The sequence below is a fragment of the Corynebacterium sp. TUM25015 genome (assembly GCF_056393505.1).
Map to the genome: position 1 here is coordinate 380,067 of NZ_CM150783.1, position 17,860 is coordinate 397,926.

Sequence of the window (17,860 nt, forward strand, 5' to 3'; positions counted from 1 at the left end):
ACTTCTCCAAATCGCGGCTTTTACCTCTATCAATTCTTTCGTTTACAAAACTTGAGGATCCCCATTTAGTTATCCTTGGGTTTTATGGACGCATTTATCCCCAAGTTCCTATCCAGCCTGCGACGCGACAATCCCCTACCGGAGGGCGTCAATAAATGGGAAGAGCCTTTAGACGGCAGAACACCGACGGTGCTGATCCACGGCACGTGGCTGAATGCCTATAACACGTGGGATTACATCGCCAAGCACCTCATCGCGGCGGGCCACCCGGTTTTTGCCGTGAACTACGGCAAGGATCGATCCGCGATCACAGGAAAAGCCGCGGGCGTATATGCGAACAATTTCCTGCGCACCTCCCAACTGGAGGTCGCAGCCTTTATCGATGAGGTTATCGAGCGCACAGGGGCGCAGAAGGTGAACCTTGTGGGGCACTCGCAGGGAGTCGCTCAGGCGCGCCTTTACCTCTCCGATTCCGGCGGTGCGGATCGGGTGGACGTGGCTCGCAATAAAGTGGCTCGACTGATCGGAGTAGGGCCGGCACACCATGGCACCACGTTGTCTGGCATATCGACACTGGGCGACCGGATCGACCCGAACAATAAGCTTGCTGGGTTCTTGGAGAAGTTCCTTGGTGGTGCCGCTATCGATCAGCGCGTCGGCAGTGAGTTCGGTGATTACCTGAACCGCGAAGGCGACACCACGCCGGGCGTCGACTACACGATGATTACGGCCAAGTACGACGGTATTGCGACGCCCCGTTTGAAGCAGGTGATGGTTGCGGGTGAAGGCGCCCGGGTGCGCAACCTGAGTGTGCAGGATGGTAACCCGCTGGATCTATCTGGGCACCTGGCAATGCTGTATTCGCCGCGTGTGGTTGATTTGATTTTGGAAGCTCTGGCACCGGGCGACGACGGCCCAGAGACTTACCGTGCAGCCAACCCGCTGAAGCGCGGGATGGTGCTGCCTTTGATGGGAGAGTTCCGGCTGCCGCGGAGGCGCGGTTAGCGCTCCTGGCCTTCAGCCCAGCCGTCCTCCTCATAGGTGCCTTCTGCATAGGCCTGCTCAGCGCGGTCGCGGCTGATTTCCCGGTAGGCCTGCAGAAGTTGCATGGTGTGAGCGCGCTGCATATTGCGTGCCGCCACAAAGAAGAGCAATGCGCCACCGAGAAGCCCCATCAGGCCTAAGCCCAACAGGAAACCAGTGGTCCAGCCACCGCTGGTGAGGGAATCCAGGAAGGATTCGGCGGCAGTCTTTTTGGTCTCCACGTTCTGTGCACCATCGGAGTGCGCAGGTGCGGCGTTGCCATTGTGCTGCCCCTGGGCGGCGTTGATGCGGTGAATGCCACCACCGCCGCCGGCTTCTTCACCTGCTGCCTCGCCCTCGACGCTGCCGGCTTCTTCGGCGATTCCAGCATCCCCAGCACCACCGTCCGAGGCGGAGGCGATGTCACCACCAGCAGAACCGCTAGACACATCCGCCGCTCCACTGCTACCACCAGTAGAACCGCCACTCACAGAGTGTCCACCATCAGTACCACTGCCGCTGGTTCCATTGGAACCGGAGCCATTACTTGCACCACCATTGGATGCAGCGCCTGCAGCGTTGGAGTGTCCATTGGACATACCGGTCGCTGTGCCGCTGGATGCGCCGGTCGCTGTACCGCTCGCTCCGTCACCGCTGTTTGCACCACTGCTTGCACCACCCGCGGCGGTGTTGCCGGAGTTGTTCTTAGCATCCGACTGTGGAGACTTGTTGTTTCCACGCAGTGCCTCGATACCACCGACAATCGTGTCCATGTACTTGCCGATCTTCACGTTCTCGCTATCGAGGTGCTTCTGGAGCTCCTGTAGCTCCTCGAGCCCAGACTTACCGTTCTTTGCGTTACCTTCTTCACCGCAACTGTCCTTGATGACGAAGAAGGTCTCTAGCTCCCTATCGAACTTCTTGCCATCCACGGTGGTGCCTTCGTAGCGGAAGACGACTCGATACGCACCCGGCTTGGTGAAGAGGAACTGCTGGTGATTGTGAGCGCCCACCGAATAGTGGAGCTTGTTTTCACGGTGCTCGGAATCGAGGCGGAGTCGGGTATCCAAGCCAGTGGATTCCAATGTCACCATTCGACCCGGCCCCTCGAAATCCTTAATGGAGAGGTCCACTCCTTCCTTCGCGGAGTTCAGGTGCTCGGTGGAAAATCCCAGCCACGGAACATCGCGGTTTTCTTGCTGCGCCTGTGGCAAGGAAATGGCGCTCTTGCCCAGCTCCTCGCGGTACTCATCCGGCACGCGCACCTTAGCCTTTGGACTATTAACCAGGAAGATGAAGCTGCCGGACTCGCGTTCCTGAACATTTGCCGGATCCGCACCGTCTTTGAGGAAGGTGTGCGGGTCTGCATCCGAAGCATCATTGGTACCCACGCCCAGATCCATGTGGCCGTTGGGGATCACCGCTCTCTCAGTACCTTCATTGGATCCAAAGGCCTCGTCAATCTCCCCACGGACTTCCTCATCGGAGACCTCCTTCGGAGTCTCGCAGGAGGTTTCCGTTTCCTCCGTGCCATCCTCGGGATCGGTCGGCTCCTCGGCACCTTCTTCACCGGTTCCGGCATCTCCGGAATCCCCGGTTGTGGGATCAGTCCCCTCGGTCGAATCAGTCGAATCAGTCGGGTCTGTGGGATCAGTCGGGGCCGTGGGATCGGCCGGATCAGTAGATTCAGTATCCGAAGGCTGCCCCGGCTTATCCCCCTCATCCGGCTTCTCCTTGTCAAAGGGCGCGACAGGCTTTGTGATCTTCTCCAATCCCGTCGTTGTTCCCTCCGGCAATCCCACCTGCTTGTCGCTACCCACCAGCCAATTGATGGTGCGCTCAGCGGACTTGACGGTGGTGCCGTCGGACTTCTTCACATCCCAAGCCATCGTCAGCTGGTACAGCCCCGCTTTAGAGAAAGTCCAGTTGAAGTGTCCATGACCACCGACCTCATAGTCGTAGTCTTTGAGGCCATCCTTGGTGGAAAGCACGCGCTCTGGGGTAGGCGTGCCGGAATTGTGGAAGAAGACCTCCATGTTGCCGGGACCGGAGAACTTCTTCATGTGGAAGTGCAACGCCCCCTCTGCGAAGTCCTTTGGCACCTCTACCTCATGTGCCGGATCAAAAGCACCCAGGCCGGCCCAGATAGGGCGCCATTGGGAGGAAAAGTCCACGGCCTGCGGGGCATTCCACAACACCGTACCGGGCTTACCCAGGAAGGACAGCGCCTTCTTGTTCGGTACCTTAATGCGGGAGACTTCCCTACCGTCAACTGCGTCGGGCGCCAGGCGTAGGCAGACGTCGTCGGCCGGAACGGGTTGCTGCCCGTCCACGACCATCACATCCGGCTTACCTTTGTTGTACGTGCCGTAGATCGCATCAACATGCGCCTTGTACAGCAATTTTTTGCCTGCGCACACATGCGGTTTACCAGTTGCAGTGTTCTTTACATCCTTCCCCACGGTCGGCCCGCTGCTGACCTCGCCGGGCTTGTGTCCCGTCGGCGTCGCCTGCGCCCGCTGCAGGATATCGGCGGTCTGATGGTCACTGCGTAGTGGTGACGCCGCATTCCACGCACCGAACACCACCGTCAACACCAGCACTCCCAATACCGCCAACATGGACTTGGCCGCCCACATCATCCGCGCGGATTTATGCTGGCTGCGCTTGAGCTCGGCAAGGTGTGCCCGTTCAAGGCCATTCAGCTGTTTCGACCGCAGCTGCTTGAGAAGATCACGCTTATTCTGCATCAGTAGCTACCACCTGTGAGGGGTTGTTGGATTGTTTGGCGGCGCGAATGGGCGTCGCTAGGAAGAAGGAGAGGAGGAAAACGAGGGTGAGCACCAGGACGATCGTCGCACCCGTGGGCACATCAATGGCCCATGAGACATACACGCCGACGAAGGAACCGACCGTGCCGATGAACGCACTCAAGCCCATCATCACGACCAGTCGGTCGGTCCATAGACGTGCAGCAGCAGCCGGGGTAATCAGCAATGCAAGCACCAGGATGTTGCCCACGGTGCGCACCGACATCACCACTGCAGCTGTGACAGCCAGGTACAACACCACATCGATCAGCAACACGCGGATTCCCATGGCAGCTGCTGTCTCGCGATCGACGGAGACGGCAACGATCTCTTTGTGCAAGGCAGCCACCACAACGATCACGGTGACTCCGACGACAGCGCTGAAGATGATGTCCTCGTTGGACACACCCGTAATAGAGCCGAAAAGGAAGCTATTCAGGCTGGCCGTGTAGCCCTGCACCTTCGAGATCACGACCAACCCCAGCGCAAAGGCTGCTGCGAAGAAAATACCGATGACCGTGTCCTCTTTGACACGCCTGCGCTGCGAGAACAGGGCGATCAGCAAAGCGACCACGGCACCGGCGATTGCACCACCGGCGATGACAGAAAACTGCAAAGCAAAAGCGATTGCGAGGCCGGGGAACACGGCATGTGCCACCGCATCACCGATAAAAGCCATACCGCGCAACACCACATGGGTTCCGATAACGCCACAGACCAATGCAGAAAGCACCGCCACAAGCAGCGCCTTCGGGAGGAAAGCCAACGCAGGGTTGGTCAGGTCAGCCAAGAATTGGGAGAAGGAAATCATTGTGACAACCCCACTCCCCGCAGCAATGGCGAATCAGGTTGAACGTCAAAAGTCTCCATCCATGGCTCCGCATCCTGCAGTTCGCTAGGTGAGCCATCCGCGATAATCCGCCCGTTCAGCAACACCAGGCGATCGCATACATGCACCGCCTGTGCGAGGTCATGGGTGACCATGAGGATGCTCATGCCATCGGCGGCCAAGGACTGCAGGATCTCCACCAAAGCTTCGATGCTGGGGAAATCCATGCCTGTGAAAGGCTCGTCCAATAGCAGCAGAGTGGGTTCCACGGCCAGGGCGCGGGCTACCAGCACGCGCTGACGCTGGCCGCCGGAGAGCTGTCCGATGGGCCGATCCGCCAAATGTTGCAGATTTACACGCTTCAGGGCATGTGCCGTCGCTGCGAAGTCCGCCCGGCGGGACCTGCGCAGCGGACCGATGAGGCCGGCACGGCCATTGAGTACCGTGTGGCGCACGTCGATGGGATAGTCCCATGCGAACTCGTGGCGCTGTGGAACATAGCCCACGCTGGCGGCCTTGATGCTACCTTTGGTACGCGGAATTAGCCCCAGGATGCTGCGCATCAACGTGGTCTTGCCCGCGCCGTTCGGCCCCAGCAGGCCAATCAGCTCACCGGGACGTGCCTCCAGGTTCACGTCGGTGAGGATTTGCCGTCCCGCCAGGCGCACGTGCAGGTCCGCTATCTGGAGTGCGGTCACTTCAGCTGACCCCACAGTTCGTCCTCAATGCGCTTGCGCTCCTTGGCGCCCTTTCGCAGGGAAAGGAAGCCAAGCACCAATACCGCGACGACCACCACGCCCACACCAACGAGGATCCACGGCAGGGCGGAAGAGCTCTTCTCCGAGGAATCCTCGTCGCTGGCGTTGTTCGAATTTCCATCGGCGTCGTTGTCGGAGTTGGAATTGTTGGCATTGGAAGCGTTGGCGTCACCCGAAGAAGCAGCACCGGCCTTCGGCAGCTCGCCTTCCCAACCAGAGTTCTGGGCCTCAGCAGGATCCACTCCCACAGCGAAGGTAAGCACCTTCGTCGTGGTCTTCTCAGAGCCATCCTTCATCTTCACTCGCACTCCCATCGCAACGCGATGCACTCCCGGCTCGGTAAAAACCCAGTTCGCGTGAGTGTGCGTGTTGAGATCCACCCAGAGATCCTGCGGAGTGGGCTGCGCGGAGTTCCACAGCTCCTGGGGCTTTTCGAAACCACCGGCCTGCAGGAACATGCTCATCTGTCCCGGCCCCTGGTGGCCCAGGTACTCCATGGTCACACCGCGGTTTGCCTGTGCGATCAGTGCTGGGGATTGCGTGTTCCATCCCAGCCACGGCACGCCCTGCACCTCGGTCTGCGGCAACACCCAGACTTCCTGCCCCGGCTGCGCGCCGGTGAACTCATAGCCGCCATCGGCGGGCAGCTGCTGCTTGGCCTTGTCGGATACGTCGAAGACGACATCGTCCAGCACACGCCACACGGGCTTTTCTTCCGCATCGTCGCGCAGCTGCACATCCAGCTTTCCACCGTCCAAGCGCATGCCCAGGTCCGCATGTCCGCGATCGAATACATGCGCAGTGCCGGCGGGGATGTGCTCTTCTTTGTCCGTCACGGTCTGCTTCAGCGCGGGATCTTCTGCTCCTTGCGCCCCTTGCGCCGCCGCTACCGGCAGAACCACTGGAGAGCCTGCTGCTAATACTCCCCCGGCTAGCAGCATGGCCGTCGCCGGCGCCAGGAAAACCTTAGCTGCTGAATTCTTGATTGTTGCCATTACTCTTTTCCTCTTGTCGTCTGACTTTTGTGTTCGTCGGTTGTTCTAAAAGTTCTTGAAGGACGTCTTCGGCGCTTCGCCCGCGTGGCCATCGACTCCACCGCGACTGCGGATCATGCGCTGCTCAGGCAGTCGGCCATCGACTCGGCATTGGTGCGCATCAGGTCCACATATGTCGGGGCTTTATCGTCGAGTGTGTCGCTGCGAATCTGGCATACGCTAACTCCCAATCGGTCGGCGATTTGCTGCAGCTCACGGGTGCGCCCCGCCATCGTCGGCTCGATAAACACCGCCGGAACCTTCAGGTTTTCCAGAGTGCGCGTCAGACTCACAAGGTCCCGTGTACTCGGCTCGATTTCCGGGTTCGGAGTAACGAAACCTGCGACATCCAGGCCGTAGGCGTCCGCAAAGTAGGCATAGCCATCGTGAGCGGTCACGAGGTGGCGGCGGTGCTCCGGAACTGTGCGGATCTTGCCTTTGATTTCACGATCAAGGCCATCCAGCTGATCCAGGTAGTTCTGTGCGTTCTCCTGGTAGTCTGCGGCGTGGTCGGGGTCCACGGTAATGAGCTTGTCGCGAATCACCTTCACGTATGCCATTGCGTTCTTCGCGTTGTGCCACAGGTGCGGGTCGAGCTCACCGTGAACGTGCTTGCCCAGCACAGCCTGCGGCAGCAGGTACGTCTCATCCCCAGCGTTTCCGAGAAAGCGGAAAGTTGGGTCTCCCGGGATCGGCTGCAACGTCTGGTTTGGCACGTTGACCACAGCTTTCTTGGGGTCGAAGGTGCCGCCGTCGCCCACGAGGTTGATGCTGTTTTCGTCCGCATTCACCGAAATGTCGTAGTGCCCACTGTCTATCTTTTTGGACGCCCCGTCATCCGTACCCACATTGAATTGCACGGTTTGATCCGCGATGTGCTGCGGCGGTTTGCCTTCATCCGGAACCAAAGAAGCACGAAGGTGCAGGGTGTATGTGCCAGGTTTGGAGAAAGACCAGCTCATGTGGGTGTGCGCGTCGACAGGCAGCGTGGCGGTATCGCCCTCGTAGCCGCGGGAGGCATCGAAACCATCGCGGGAGTTGAAGAACACTTCCGGTTGACCAAATGTTCCGGTGATATACGCCGCAGAATCTCCTGGCCCTTCAACATCAGTGACGCTGAGGTGCATTTCGGAGTGTGCGGAACCACCGTGTTTAGCGCCAATGCCCTGAGCTCGAATGCCCAGCCACACCGTGTCGAGCGCCATGTTCTCCACCAGCGGAATAACTGTGGCGCCCTGGTTGGCAGCGACATCCGCGAGAGACACGACCTCCACACCGGGCAATACACCGTTGTCCATGGTTCGTAGCACCGACTGTTGTTCCAACAGAAGCCCGTTATTAAAGGCAATATCGGCGTTGGCGAGATTGCGCACATCACGCAGGGTTAGTTCGTAGGAGTGCGGGTCCGCGGTGTTCGGAATCAGCGAAGTTACACGGGCGGAGTCTCCCGCCACGTGGCGAGCGATATCGGCGATGATTGGGGTAGAAGCCACGACATCGGTGATGCCATCCTCGCGGCTGGGCAGGCTTTCACCGCCTGCCACCGCACAGCCCGCCAAACCGGTAGCCAGCAGCGCTGCGCTGACGTTTGCGCAAAGGGATTTGGCTGCTCCCCTACGCGATGAATCGTGACGCTCCATCCCTAAAACTTGGAGCCTTTGGAACGAGGGGGCGTCATAGAACGAGAAGGCAGCAAGGTCTCAGACGACAGAGTATTCGTGCGCAGCATGTACACCACACCTGCGCCGAGGGCGATCAGACCCGCACCTGCGATGGCGAGAGCCAGCATTGCCGAGGCAGATCCGGTGTCCGCCAGGGAGCCATCGGAGTTCGTTGCGCCCGAGCCGGATCCGCCAGCCCCACCGTCGGCGGAACCGGATCCACCGGCTGCACCGGCAGCACAGTCGCCGTCGGTGGTGATGCTTGAGCCGAAGTCGAAGTGGCCGCTATTGGCGTTGCCACTGCCGCCGACAGTGAAGGTCAGCGTAGCGGGTGCACTTACTTTCTTGCCTTGCTTCGTGGTGGCAGTCTGCGTGATGCCTACCTTGTACGTGCCAGGCTTGGAGAACACCCAGTTCGGGTGGACATGCGAGTTGCGCGGAACAACGTGGGAGCCGGAAGGGTTGCCGCCGGAAGCCTTGAACCATTCCTTGCCCACGACCTGACCGAGGTTGCCCTGTTCAAAGACGTACATACTTCCGGGGCCACTGAAAGAGGTCAGCTGGAATGTGACGTCTCCCTGCGTGTTAGCCAGAAGATCCGGGTGCATGGTGTTGACACCCACCCACGGCACGCCGTTGGTCTGGGTGGCGCCGATCATCCATGCAGTGCCGGCGCCAACAGGGCCAAGGGCCTGAGGCAGGTTCGTCTTGGCTGCCGAGCCGAGGCCGAAGTTGAGCGCAGTGGGGTTGGTCCACTTTGGCGGTTGGGTGCGGTCGTCCTTGATCTGCGGGCGTAGGGCTGGTTCGCCCTTCTTGCAAGTAGCGGAGCCTTCGGACTTTCCATTTGCACTCGAAGTAGAAGAAGTGCTGTTACCGCTGGCGGTGGATGCGGACTTGTTGTTGGAGGTGGAGTTGCTGCTGGACTTGCCGTTGGAAGTGGACTTGTTGGACGTACCTTGTGCGCCGCTAGCGCCAGTTGCGCCTGTAATTCCTCCACCTGTGGCACCGCCGGAGGTGCTGTCTCCGTCAGCCGATCCGCCGCCCCCAGCAGCGTCTTCACTACCGCATGGGGTTGCACCTTCGGAAGGCTGATCAGCGTTTTCATCCTGATCGGACTTGCCCACTACCCAGGTGTAGGTCTTTACCTCGGACTTGGCTCCGTCCGCGGTAGCCTGCACCTGCATGGAGTAACGGCCAGGGCGCTCGAAGGCCCAGTTGGCGTGCACATGGCTCGGGTAGGACTGGTTGATGCTATTGCCGGACTTCACCTCGATGCCATCCGTGAGCAGCGGTGTCATTCCGCCAATTTCGCCCTGGCTCCACATAAACACTCGGCCTGGGCCGCATACCCGGTTGAAGTTGATGTTTACGCCCTGGTAGTGAGGGGCAACACCCTGCGTATCCCAGCCAGGCCAGATCAATTTCTCCTGCTGCGTCTGCGGAAGGTAGTAGGTCGGCGCGCTGATCCCTTTAATATCCTTCGTGCGAGTTTCGTAGGCGTGTGCCCCGATTTCCAGAGTGACGTTATTCGGATCTCGTACAACATGGGAACCCGTGGAATCCTCGGTGAGATCCAGCTTGAGGTTGCCGGAGCCAGAAGAAGTCACATGGAAAGCATCAATGTGCCCCTGGTTAAGGGTCACGGATTCAGCCTTTGCCTGAGGCAAACTCTGCAGCCCAAAGCTGCCAGCGCCGATGAAGGCGGTAAAAGCGGTAAGAAATGCGGCTGCGAGGATCGCAAGGGGACGGCGTGCGGCGCCGCCGTGCTGGCCAAAGGCCGTGAGGGGTGAGTTGTGCACCAGCTATAGCCCTTCTAATAAACAATGAGTCTAGTTTTCATTAAGGACTATAGTGAAGCGGTAATCATTTTCAAACACGGGGTCGGATCGGCTGTCCACCCCTCCCCCTGCAGCACTGTCAAGGCTCAAAAGAAACAAAAAGCACCCTCGCTACCCGAAGGCAACGAGGGCGCTATAAACTCCTAGAAAAATCTAGGAAGAGAAGACTAGTCCTCTTCGGTGAAGTTCTTCACGATGGTGTTATCCACCGGAACACCCGGGCCGTTGGTGGAGGCCATGGTGATCTTCTTGAAGTAGCGACCCTTAGCGGAAGAAGGCTTCAGACGCAGCAGCTCGTCGATCAGAGCGCCGTAGTTCTCAGCCAGCTGCTTCTCGGAGAAGGAGGCCTTGCCCAGGATGGCGTGCAGGTTAGCAGCCTTATCCACGCGGAAGGAGATCTTACCGCCCTTGATCTCGGAAACAGCCTTGGCAACGTCAGTGGTGACGGTACCGGTCTTCGGGTTCGGCATCAGGCCACGGGGACCCAGCACGCGAGCCACGCGACCAACCTTGGCCATCTGATCCGGGGTAGCGATCGCAGCGTCGAAGTCGGTCCAGCCGCCCTGGATCTTCTCGATCAGTTCAGCAGTGCCAACGACGTCCGCGCCAGCTTCCTCAGCAGCGGTAGCGTTCGGGCCTTCAGCGAAGACGACAACGCGAACTTCCTTACCCGTGCCGTTCGGCAGGGATACGGTGCCACGAACCAGCTGATCAGCCTTGCGCGGATCAACGCCCAGGCGGATCGCAACGTCAACGGTGGCGTCGAAGTTCTTGGAGGAGGTCTCCTTGACAGCCTTTGCGGCTGCCAGCGGGGTGTACAGGCGGCCAGCGTCGATCTTCTCCGCTGCCGCGCGGTATGCCTTAGAGGTCTTGCTCATGATGATTCCAATCTATTGAAACGTTGGAGTTGTGGTGCAGGCGAAGCAAGTAGCCTTACCACGGTCTGAAAAATCTACTTCTGCGGAGCGTCCTTGACGGTGATGCCCATGGAGCGAGCAGTGCCGGCGATGATGGCAGCGCCAGCCTCAACGTCGTTAGCGTTCAGGTCTTCCTTCTTGGTGGTTGCAATCTCCTTGCACTGATCCCAAGTAACGGAGCCGACCTTGTCGGTGTGCGGAACGCCGGAGCCCTTCTGAATACCCGCAGCCTTCAGCAGCAGCTTAGCTGCCGGCGGGGTCTTCAGCTTGAAGTCGAAGGAGCGGTCTTCGTAGACGGTGATTTCCACCGGCACGATGTTGCCGCGCTGGGACTCGGTTGCAGCGTTGTATGCCTTGGTGAACTCAACGATGTTCACGCCGTGGGCACCCAGAGCCGGACCAACCGGCGGTGCCGGGGTAGCCTGGCCTGCCTGGATCTGCAGCTTAATGAGGCCAGTGACCTTCTTCTTTGCCATCTTTAAACCTTCTTTCTGTTATCAACGCAATCCGCGGGCGATTCACTATCAAAGAGAATGATCAGCACACGGTACTGCACCATTGATGGCCAGTGCAGAGCTATCGCGTCGACCGGATGCCGGAGTTTCACCGGCCACCGGAAAATGGAAAACTTGCGTGTCGATCTGCGGCGTTTAGCCACAGACAACCTGCATAACTTTAGTTCAGCTTCTCTACCTGATCAAATTCCAGCTCAACCGGGGTTTCACGGCCAAAGATGGAGACCATGGCCTTCAGACGGTTGTTCTCGGTGTCGATCTCGCTGATGGTTGCAGAGACGGAGGCGAACGGGCCGGTAAGGATGGTGACGGACTCGCCCTCTTCGTAGTCCACCACAACCTGCTCGCTGGCCGGCTTCGGCGGGGTAGCCACGCCGGTAGCGGAAACGTCCACTCCGGTAGCTGGAACCTCTTCGCCGTCCTCGGTCTCCTGCGGCTTCGCAGTCTCCGGAGGCAGCAGGAACTTTGCGACTTCGCGGATCTTCACCGGGGTAGGCTTGCCCTCGTTGCCGACGAAGCTAGTCACGCCCGGGGTATCGCGAACCACGGACCAGGAGGCGTCCTCAAGAGACATACGAACCAGCACATAGCCTGGCAGCAGCTTGCGCTTAACCAGCTTGCGCTTACCGTCGCGCAGCTCCACGACCTCCTCGATCGGTACCACGACCTCATGGATCTGCTCGTCTACGCCCAGGGTCTGCGCACGCATCTCCAGGTTGGTCTTCACCTTATTCTCGTACCCGGAGTAGCACTGAATGATGTACCAGTCGCCCGGCAGCTTCTTCAGCTGGCGCATGAATTGACGCAGGCGCGTCTTGTACGCCTCCATTGCTGCGTCCTCTGCGGACTGTTCAGCGTTGTCTGCCCCCTCCGCCTGCTCCGCGTCGGCCGGTGCAGCTGCAGCGGTTTCTTCGCTGTTTTCGGTAGCTGGCGCTGCGGCGTCACCATTAGTGACGCCCTCAGCCTCAGCACCCGAAGCATCCATCTGTGCCTCAGCTACCGCCTGCTGCACGTCTTCCTGTGCGGCTGCGGCCAAGCTTTCGGCGCTTACGGCCTGGTCGTTCTGGTTTTCCTCTGCCATGGAAATACCCTCCATATCATTAAAAATCCGCCTCTCGCCGGGGCGGCGAAGGCGGTATAAAAGTTGATGTTCGTCAGCTTAGCACAATTAACGCATAATCTGCTGCAAGCCCCAGCTAGCAACCCAATCACTGCCAGCAACGAGCAGGCATACGAAGATGAGGAACAGCAGGACGATGATGGTGTAGTTCACCATCTCTCGACCGGTAGGCCAGATAACCTTGCTCATCTCAGAGACAACACCGCGGATGTAATCCACGATGGCGCTGAAGGGATTCTTGCGGGTCTTTACAACCTCTGGCGCCTTGGACTTGGAGCTGGCGACAGCGCGAGACGTGGTGGCCTGACCAGCCACCTGGCGCTTGCCAGACGGACGAAGGCTGCCGCCATTACCGGATTCGCCGGCTGCGGTCTTTTTGCTCTCGTCGCTCACGTCTAAGTTCTCCTTAAAGGTACCTACAAGGAAGATCGTGCAGGGGCGACAGGACTTGAACCTGCAACCTGCGGTTTTGGAGACCGCTGCTCTGCCAATTGAGCCACGCCCCTATCGAAGTTCTGACTCACGAGTGTACGTGATCAGACCAACGTAGGTGAAGCAACGTCCTGTGAACGGGGAAGATACAGCGCCAAGTTGCTAGGGCATTGCTTCCACGGCACACATTCAGTGCAACGTTCAAGAACAATAGCAGGGTTCTAAGCCTGCAACCAAATAGGGCGCGGGTTTCTCAGAACTTGTCCTCGTATGGCGCGCGCCCCTCCCCGGTCTTGCACATGCTCTGCGCGCGTAGTGCATGGAGCATTCTAGAATGCCACCATGCCCACACCCCCTTACATGCAGCATCTTCCGAAAACGAAAAAGCACCCGGAGATCTTCCATCTCCGGGTGTTTTGATTTGGTAGCGGTGGAGGGACTCGATCCCTCGACCTCACGATTATGAGTCGTGCGCTCTAACCAGCTGAGCTACACCGCCATCATCGCCACTTTGATACGGACCGCCAACGGTCTGTGTCTAACGTCGCGTGACGGGGCGCATAAAATGACAGAGCCCCCTGACGGAATCGAACCGTCGACCTTTTCCTTACCATGGAAACGCTCTGCCGACTGAGCTAAGGGGGCATTACTTCGTTTGCATTGCAGTTTGTTTTAACCGCATCGCTTGAAGCCTGAGTTAGCTTAACCACCTAGCAGCGTTTTACACAAATCGGCAGCTCAGATAGAGATTTCAAACTCATTCACGACTACCTTTGCAAGCTTTCAGCCGATAGCTTGTTGTGCCCCGACGGCACATCACGCGCTAACTCCTCATTGCGTGCCGATAGTTTATTGCGCGCCAGTAGCTCGCGTCGCACGAACTTCTGTCACCCAACTCTTGCCCCAATTTCCGCCCTCGCCCCCAACTGTGGATATGCACCTCCATTTAGCGAGAAATGTCGCTAGATCGGGAATCTGTTACTGCATCTGGTTTTCATGTATGCATAACCCCAGCTCAGATTCTTCCATTTTTCGGTCACCAAAAATGTAGGTCTTCACTTTCCCGTTCTAGCGACATTCCCACTGTCCCTGCCCCGTTGAGCCGGAAAAACCCACACTCACACAGCAAACCCCAGAACTCCAGATAGCAAAACCCGGTGGTCACTCCCCCGCACAGGGAAGCAACCACCGGGTAACTGTTGTGCCAGATGATGGATTCGAACCAACGAAGGCAGAGCCGGCGGATTTACAGTCCGCTCCCTTTGGCCGCTCGGGCAATCTGGCATGCACCATTCGGTGCGCTGGTAACTCTACTACGAACAGCCCCAACTTATGCAAATCGCCTGCACAGGGAGGCCACACCCACCTTCAGACCACACACTCAAGCCACCGGAATCCCGCCCCACCAAAAGCCGTCCGAATCCACCCCTAGCCACCGAAAGGAAGACAACCGGCGGACTCCCCAGCCGACTATCCCAGTCGCTCCAAGGCGAAGTCCATCAAGTGACGCAGCGCCTGAGTCACCTGGTTCTCGGGCAGCTTGGCCAGCTCATCCTCGCCGTACTGGCGGTAGCGCTGCACAACCTCAAAGGACTTCTCACGGCCTTCGGAACTACGGATAAGCTCCAGCGCCTCGTCCACCAAGGCGTCTTCTGTGACAGGTCCGGTGAGGATCTCGCGCAGTCGCGCCCCTGTGGCGTCATCCTGCTGCATTGCATAAAGAACCGGCAGGGTGAACACGCCCTCGCGCAAGTCCGTGCCAGGCACCTTTCCGGAGACTTCGGGATCAGCCCAGATGTCGATGATGTCATCGACGATCTGAAAGATCTGACCGACATTGCGGCCAAACTTAAACAGCGCCTCGCGGTGTTCGTCTGAAGCACTGCTGTGCAGCGCACCCAGCCAACCAGCAGAAGCAATGAGTACACCAGTCTTCTCCTGAATGACAGTCAGATAGTGCTCAATCTCATCCTCACCCCCGCTGGCGCCGATAGTCTCGCGCATCTGCCCGGTCACAAGCTCACGGAAGGTCTCCGCAAAGTGCTGCACTGTCTCGGTGCCCAGCTTCGCCATAATGTCGCTGGCAATAGCAAACAGGTAGTCGCCCGCCAGGATGGCCACCGAGTTGTTCCACCGCTTGTTTGCGGACTCTGCACCACGCCGCTGATCAGACTCATCCATCACATCGTCGTGATATAGCGTCGCCAGGTGGGTCAGCTCCACTACCGCAGCCGCTTCGAGCACCTCTTGAGAGCTTGGATTCTTACCGTAATGGGCGGCAAGCAGCGCAAACATCACGCGGAAGCGCTTACCACCAGCGTCGAAAAGGTGGCTGATCTTGTCGGTAAGGAAGGACTCGCCAACCGACAGTCGATCCTTAAGCAGCTGCTCTACCTGCTGCATCGACTGGCCCAAGGCCTCGTTTAGTTGCGCGTCCCCGACGTCAGGGAGCGCCGGTTTACGGGGTGTGGCACTTGGCATGTCCGTGGTCAGCCTCGACTTTTCCTCTTGAACGCCACATGCTGGTACAGCCGTGTACTTCGCATGTGTTTTTTACATGTCTATCGACACTTTAGTCGATTGGCGGGACGGTGTTTAACCCACATGCATACTTCACGCTTCTTAATTCCGCTACCGTTTACCCAGCACCGACGCCACCTCCGCCCCCACCTCCGTGAAACAATGGTGGTCGATGAATTCCCCTTTCGTTGAAACCTCCACGAATGCGCCTGCCAAGGTCGACGTCGATCTCGTCGTCGTGGGCGCAGGACCAGCCGGTTCCGCTGCCGCATTCCACGCCGCCCGCGCAGGTCTGGATGTCGCATTGGTGGACATGGCTGATGTCCCCGGCACCGGCGCTTTATCCGCCGAGAGTTCCCCTACCCAATCCACTGGGCGTGATAAGACCTGTGGCGATGGATTAACTCCCCGCGCCGTCGCTGCACTCGAATCAATGGGCGCAGCGGACCTCCTCGACGATGCGCCCCACATCCGCGGCCTTAAACTGCATGGTTTCGGCGGTTCCATTACTGCCCCGTGGCCCGTGGGCAGCTTTCCGCGCCGCGGTTCGGCTATCCCCCGCTCACGCCTGGATGCTTCCCTAGCAAGGCTCGCTATCGCTGCGGGTGCGCGTTTTATCCAGGCCAAGGTGGGTGACGCCACCTGCGATCCAACCACCCAGCAACTCGTCGAGGTGACGGGCACTCGCACCGGTGCAGGAGTGCAGAGCAAGTCAAAAGCAAGCACACACTTGCGGCTGCGCGGGCGTTTCTTTGTGCTGTCCGAAGGCGTGCGAAGTGGCATCGCCCGGAAGTTAGGTGTGAAGTGGGATAAAGGTCTGGTCCATGGCATTGCCGCCCGCAGTTACGTCAACACTCCTTTCGGCGATGAGCCGTGGATTCACTCGCATCTGGAGCTCAACGATGCTGACGGCACCGCGCAGCCTGGCTACGGCTGGGTATTCCCGCTAGGCAATGGCGGTGATACCGGCCGGGCTAACCTCGGCTGTGGTGTGCTGGCCACCACTAAGCGCCCGGCAAAGGTGAATACCAAGAAGCTGCTGCGCGATTATGCCCAACAGGTTGGTGAGGATTGGGAAATCGACGGAGAGCCGGAATCTATCACCTCTGCACTGCTACCGATGGGCGGTGCCGTTAGCCGGGTGGCAGGGCCGAACTGGGCTGCAATTGGCGATACGGCGGCGCTGGTTAATCCGCTGAATGGTGAAGGCATCGACTATGCCTTGGAATCCGCCGAACTACTCATCCGGTTGTTGGTGGAGGAATGGGGAAGGCCGGAGAAGTGGGCGTCCCGAATTAAGGGCAACAACGGCGCCGGCATCGAGCCAGAATGGACGGCCGAGCTCGAAAAACAGTATGGACAGGCATTCGGGTTGGCGCGGCGACTGGCGGTGGTTCTGACGATGCCGGGGCTAATGAGTGCACTCGGGCCGCTGGGTATGCGCGGGCCGCTGGCGAACCGCACGATGGGGGTGGCGACGCGCCTGATGGGGAATTTGGTCAGCCCGGAAGATCGCGATTTTGCTGCGCGGATCTGGAGAGGTGCAGGGCGCGTGGTGAACCTCGCGCCGATCGATAAGCCCTTCGCCGCGCGGGGCTAGACGCGCAGAACTACCGGCGCTGGGCTAGTAGCGCAGGACTATCGGCGAATGGCGCTGTGGAGAGCGACAATTCCGCCTGTGAGGTTCTGCCAGCCGACTTCGTCCCAACCGCACTCGCGGATCTCGGCGGCGAGTTCCTCCTGGCCGGGCCAGGCGCGGATTGACTCGGCGAGGTACTCGTAGGCATCCGTGTTAGAGCTGACGACCTTCGCGACCTTCGGAAGGGCGCGCATGAGGTATTCCTTGTAGACAGTTTTGAAGATGGGAATGACGGGGGTGGAGAACTCTGCCACGGCGAGCTTGCCGCCTGGCTTTGTAACGCGCGCCATTTCACGCAGGCCAGCGCGGAAGTCCACGATGTTTCGCAGACCGTAGTTAATCGTTACGGCGTCGAAGGTCTCGTCTGCGAAAGGAAGGTTGGTGCCGTCGGCACACACCATTGGCACGTCGCGGTGGGAGCCCGCGGACAGCATGCCGAAGGAGAAGTCGCAGGCGATGCATGTCGCTCCCGTACGGGCGAACTCTTCGGTGGATACGCCCGTACCAGCGGCAAGGTCGAGCACCAGGTCGCCGGGCTTTAGGTCCAGGCGCTTGCGGGTGCGGCTACGCCAATAGCGATCCTGGCCGAAGCTCAACACCGTATTAGTGAGGTCGTATTTCTTACCCACTGCGTCGAACATCGACGCAACTTCCTGCGGTTTCTTTTCCAAACTTGCCCGAGACACGACACACATCTTAGCGTGCCTCGATGCATACCCCGACCGCACCCGGCTAAGGGGGCGGGGCTATCCACAGATTGGGGG

Annotated in this window: 14 protein-coding genes and 4 tRNA genes; 2 read left to right on the forward strand and 16 right to left on the reverse strand. The window is 59.2% G+C overall.

Features of this window, described 5'->3' with window-relative positions; all coding sequences use genetic code 11:
* Nucleotides 1–84: 84 nt before the first annotated feature.
* Nucleotides 85–1,005, forward strand: a complete 921-nt coding sequence (locus AC06DS_RS01755) for an esterase/lipase family protein (RefSeq protein ID WP_477100829.1) — start codon at nt 85–87, stop codon at nt 1,003–1,005.
* Here the strand turns inward: AC06DS_RS01755 and AC06DS_RS01760 are convergent.
* The 15 genes from AC06DS_RS01760 to AC06DS_RS01830 form a co-directional block, all read right to left on the reverse strand.
* Nucleotides 1,002–3,773 (reverse strand): choice-of-anchor M domain-containing protein, encoded by a 2,772-nt coding sequence (locus tag AC06DS_RS01760; protein WP_477100830.1) that lies wholly within the window; start codon nt 3,771–3,773, stop codon nt 1,002–1,004. The genes AC06DS_RS01755 and AC06DS_RS01760 overlap by 4 nt on opposite strands.
* Nucleotides 3,763–4,644, reverse strand: a complete 882-nt coding sequence (locus AC06DS_RS01765; protein ID WP_293791644.1) for an anchored repeat-type ABC transporter permease subunit — start codon at nt 4,642–4,644, stop codon at nt 3,763–3,765. Before AC06DS_RS01765 ends, AC06DS_RS01760 begins: the two co-directional genes overlap by 11 nt.
* Nucleotides 4,641–5,360: an anchored repeat-type ABC transporter ATP-binding subunit gene (locus AC06DS_RS01770; protein ID WP_293791645.1), complete on the reverse strand. Its 720-nt coding sequence runs from the start codon at nt 5,358–5,360 to the stop codon at nt 4,641–4,643. The genes AC06DS_RS01765 and AC06DS_RS01770 overlap by 4 nt, the downstream gene beginning before the upstream one ends.
* The gene (locus tag AC06DS_RS01775; RefSeq protein ID WP_477100831.1) at nt 5,357–6,415 is read right to left on the reverse strand and encodes a choice-of-anchor M domain-containing protein; all 1,059 of its coding nucleotides are present in this window, start codon (nt 6,413–6,415) and stop codon (nt 5,357–5,359) included. The genes AC06DS_RS01770 and AC06DS_RS01775 overlap by 4 nt, the downstream gene beginning before the upstream one ends.
* A 113-nt stretch (nt 6,416–6,528) precedes the next feature.
* A complete protein-coding gene (locus tag AC06DS_RS01780; RefSeq protein WP_477100832.1) occupies nt 6,529–8,094 on the reverse strand; it encodes an anchored repeat ABC transporter, substrate-binding protein in 1,566 nt (521 codons plus the stop codon).
* A 2-nt stretch (nt 8,095–8,096) separates the two neighbouring features.
* Nucleotides 8,097–9,914, reverse strand: coding sequence for a TIGR03773 family transporter-associated surface protein (locus AC06DS_RS01785; RefSeq protein WP_477100833.1), 1,818 nt, complete (start codon nt 9,912–9,914; stop codon nt 8,097–8,099).
* A gap of 206 nt (nt 9,915–10,120) precedes the next feature.
* On the reverse strand, nt 10,121–10,831 hold the full coding sequence (gene rplA, locus AC06DS_RS01790) for a 50S ribosomal protein L1 (RefSeq protein ID WP_293791651.1): 711 nt from the start codon (nt 10,829–10,831) through the stop codon (nt 10,121–10,123).
* A gap of 74 nt (nt 10,832–10,905) precedes the next feature.
* Nucleotides 10,906–11,346, reverse strand: a complete 441-nt coding sequence (gene rplK / locus AC06DS_RS01795) for a 50S ribosomal protein L11 (protein WP_293791653.1) — start codon at nt 11,344–11,346, stop codon at nt 10,906–10,908.
* A 199-nt stretch (nt 11,347–11,545) separates the two neighbouring features.
* Complete coding sequence (gene nusG / locus AC06DS_RS01800) at nt 11,546–12,466, reverse strand: transcription termination/antitermination protein NusG (RefSeq protein ID WP_477100834.1); 921 nt, start codon at nt 12,464–12,466, stop codon at nt 11,546–11,548.
* 87 nt (nt 12,467–12,553) lie between these two features.
* Nucleotides 12,554–12,898, reverse strand: a complete 345-nt coding sequence (gene secE / locus AC06DS_RS01805; protein WP_477100835.1) for a preprotein translocase subunit SecE — start codon at nt 12,896–12,898, stop codon at nt 12,554–12,556.
* Nucleotides 12,899–12,938: 40 nt separating this feature from the next.
* A tRNA-Trp gene (locus tag AC06DS_RS01810) sits at nt 12,939–13,011 on the reverse strand.
* A 348-nt stretch (nt 13,012–13,359) separates the two neighbouring features.
* A tRNA-Met gene (locus tag AC06DS_RS01815) sits at nt 13,360–13,436 on the reverse strand.
* A 73-nt stretch (nt 13,437–13,509) separates the two neighbouring features.
* A tRNA-Thr gene (locus AC06DS_RS01820) sits at nt 13,510–13,582 on the reverse strand.
* 557 nt (nt 13,583–14,139) lie between these two features.
* A tRNA-Tyr gene (locus AC06DS_RS01825) sits at nt 14,140–14,221 on the reverse strand.
* 186 nt (nt 14,222–14,407) lie between these two features.
* A complete protein-coding gene (locus AC06DS_RS01830; protein WP_477100836.1) occupies nt 14,408–15,418 on the reverse strand; it encodes a polyprenyl synthetase family protein in 1,011 nt (336 codons plus the stop codon).
* A 211-nt stretch (nt 15,419–15,629) separates the two neighbouring features.
* On the opposite strand from AC06DS_RS01830, the gene AC06DS_RS01835 reads away from it, so the two are divergent.
* Nucleotides 15,630–17,057, forward strand: a complete 1,428-nt coding sequence (locus tag AC06DS_RS01835) for a geranylgeranyl reductase family protein (RefSeq protein WP_477100837.1) — start codon at nt 15,630–15,632, stop codon at nt 17,055–17,057.
* Between the two features lie 38 nt (nt 17,058–17,095).
* Here the strand turns inward: AC06DS_RS01835 and AC06DS_RS01840 are convergent, their stop codons facing one another.
* Nucleotides 17,096–17,782: a demethylmenaquinone methyltransferase gene (locus AC06DS_RS01840; protein ID WP_477100838.1), complete on the reverse strand. Its 687-nt coding sequence runs from the start codon at nt 17,780–17,782 to the stop codon at nt 17,096–17,098.
* Nucleotides 17,783–17,860 lie beyond the last annotated feature (78 nt).